Below are 2,243 nucleotides of genomic sequence, written 5' to 3' on the forward strand. Positions count from 1 at the left end.
GCATGCTCAGCTCTTCGCCCAGAGCGCCTTCTTGAATAAGACTCTGCTCAAGGCGCGCAATGATTTCGGAGTTCATGCTGCGATGATGATTGCGAGCCACCTCGGCAATGCGTTCACGCATTCCGTCTGGCAGACGTACGACGAACTTGTCAGCCGTACGGCTGGAATAAATTGCCTGTTTCAATGGGCGCATATATTTAACCGGGTTAGTTCAGGGGAGCGGTTCTCGGGATTGGCCGCAGGATGTCTGTTAGGACAAGCTCTCTGGCCAAATGTTCAACCTGAATTGATAGAGGCGCATCATGCCTCATAGCACCCAAATCATTGGCGTCAATTCTGTGACAAATATTGAACCGGGTAACGGCGTTATGCCAGCACCTGTTTTCAGAAATGCGGACTGGTTGGAGGTTTGTCCATTGCAGTAGCTCTGACCGCGCCGTCTGCCCGGCAGTTGATGTCTCAAGTCGCCCGAAGGCGCATGCTATACGGATTCGATCTTTGGTCCTTGTCTAATACAGGATAGTGGCAAATGGCCGATTTACTAGGGGCGGACGCGCAGTGGGGGATGATTCAAGATGGATGGCAGGCTGATTTATTTGATGGGGCCTTCCGGATCCGGTAAAGACAGCCTCATCGAAKCGGCTCGAAAATCGTTACAGTCGACGAACGGGGAAGTGGTGAGGCGAGTCATTACGCGCTCCGCAGAAAGTGTGGGTGAGGACGCCATCGGTGTATCCCCCGAAGATTTCCAGCGTCGCAAAGAAGAGGGTGAATTTGCATTGTCCTGGCACGCCAATGGCCTGGATTATGGTATTCCGATTCAGATTGATCAGTGGCTCAAGGACGGCCGACATGTATTGATCAACGGTTCTCGCGGTCATCTTGCCGAGGCCCTGCATCGCTACCCGGCGCTTTTGCCGGTACTGTTGACCGTCAAGGATGAAGTGTTGCGTGAACGCTTGGTGCGGCGGGGCCGTGAGAGTCTTGCGCAGATTGAAGCGCGACTGAGCCGCAATGGGCAATTCACTGCGGGCGATTTGCCTGGTGAAACGCAGATTCAGCGACTCGACAACTCCGGTGAGCTCGCCGTTACTGTTGCCCATCTACTCAGTCTACTGAACCCTAACGCAGTACCGGATCAAACTTGATTTTTCGCCCGGCAATCAGCGCCAGCACAAACAACCCGCCAAATACGCAACAGGCAATCAGGGGCAGGGTGATAACTGCCTCCTGCACCAACGCCAAATGAAGAATGCCGCTCAGTAAGGCAAGGATCAAAAATCCTGCAGCTGATTTGGACATGCTGTGCTCCTGATAGAGGGTAATTCAAAATACCAAGCGTTCTGAGGACTGCGACTCCGGTCCTGCTCCTTGGCTGACATCCTGGCGAATCAAGCCGCGCTGCTCATTCATGACCGCTAATTGCGGGGCTTTTTGCAGTTGAAGGTAATGCGGAATGCGCTGAACAACCTGCACTGCGCTGCTCTCGGGTGCAAAATGAATTCCCGCCAGGACTGCAAGGGCGATCGCATTCGAGAGTAAAAGGGCGCGGTTCATGAGGCTCACCTCGGTTGTTCTTGAGAGCAACTGAAGCAGCCCGCGTGCCAAGAGTTTAACGGCTATTAATTCCTTTAAAAACAACGAATTAACTTATATTTGGTAAGTGTCTGCTTGCAAATTGCAACGCTGGCATTTTGAGAGGATGCAATTTGCACGGTAAACAAAGCCACGGTCAAACGGGGTGTCTGCCTACATTTAAAAAGCCCTACGGACGACATGACAAACGCAGGGCCGCCCGTTAACATGCTCGCCGTCTACCGCATCTCCTGCGGACGACTTGTGTCCCAGTAGCTCAATTGGATAGAGCATCCCCCTCCTAAGGGGAAGGTTGGCAGTTCTTATCTGGGGTACTCACTAGACTCCTATTTAGATCCAGCAATTGACTGGGAGTGGTGTAAAGAGATCTGACTGAATGGACACGGTCTTTGGTGCGCGGGCAAGGATGTAGAGGTGTAAGCTTTACGAGTTAACGCCTTGTTTTTCCTGTTATTTGCTTGAATCTAGCCGCAAAAAAATCCAAGATGTACACGTTACGTCCTCTTAGTTCAACGGATAGAACGAGCCCCTCCTAAGGGCTAGATGCAGGTTCGATTCCTGCAGGGGACACATTCTTCAAGCAGCTCATCTTCCATATGCACATCTCACGGATTGGCTGTCTTACTGAGATCTCTCCTGGCCTGCTC

At 52.1% G+C, this 2,243-nt stretch carries 4 protein-coding genes and 2 tRNA genes; 3 read left to right on the top strand and 3 right to left on the bottom strand.

Going from position 1 to position 2,243, the window contains the following annotated elements; all coding sequences use genetic code 11:
* On the bottom strand, positions 1 to 193 hold a 193-nt coding region (locus AC1DSG_RS30405; RefSeq protein ID WP_477794174.1), incomplete at its 3' end, for an Arc family DNA-binding protein.
* Between the two features lie 382 nt (positions 194 to 575).
* On the opposite strand from AC1DSG_RS30405, the gene phnN reads away from it, so the two are divergent.
* Entirely contained in the window at positions 576 to 1,148 is a 573-nt protein-coding gene (phnN, locus tag AC1DSG_RS30410; RefSeq protein ID WP_477794175.1) for a phosphonate metabolism protein/1,5-bisphosphokinase (PRPP-forming) PhnN, read from the top strand.
* Here the strand turns inward: phnN and AC1DSG_RS30415 are convergent.
* Both AC1DSG_RS30415 and AC1DSG_RS30420 read right to left on the bottom strand, forming a co-directional pair.
* The gene (locus AC1DSG_RS30415; RefSeq protein WP_477794176.1) at positions 1,123 to 1,302 is read right to left on the bottom strand and encodes a PA3371 family protein; all 180 of its coding nucleotides are present in this window, start codon (positions 1,300 to 1,302) and stop codon (positions 1,123 to 1,125) included. The two genes, phnN and AC1DSG_RS30415, sit on opposite strands and share 26 nt — an antisense overlap.
* Before the next feature lie 24 nt (positions 1,303 to 1,326).
* Positions 1,327 to 1,557 (bottom strand): hypothetical protein, encoded by a 231-nt coding sequence (locus AC1DSG_RS30420; RefSeq protein ID WP_477794177.1) that lies wholly within the window; start codon positions 1,555 to 1,557, stop codon positions 1,327 to 1,329.
* A 284-nt stretch (positions 1,558 to 1,841) separates the two neighbouring features.
* Here AC1DSG_RS30420 and AC1DSG_RS30425 point away from each other — a divergent pair.
* Together AC1DSG_RS30425 and AC1DSG_RS30430 are read left to right on the top strand one after the other, a co-directional pair.
* Positions 1,842 to 1,910, top strand: a tRNA-Arg gene (locus tag AC1DSG_RS30425).
* Positions 1,911 to 2,094: 184 nt separating this feature from the next.
* Positions 2,095 to 2,166 (top strand) — tRNA-Arg (locus AC1DSG_RS30430).
* Positions 2,167 to 2,243: the final 77 nt, after the last annotated feature.

It is taken from the genome of Pseudomonas sp. P5_A12 (assembly GCF_056400685.1).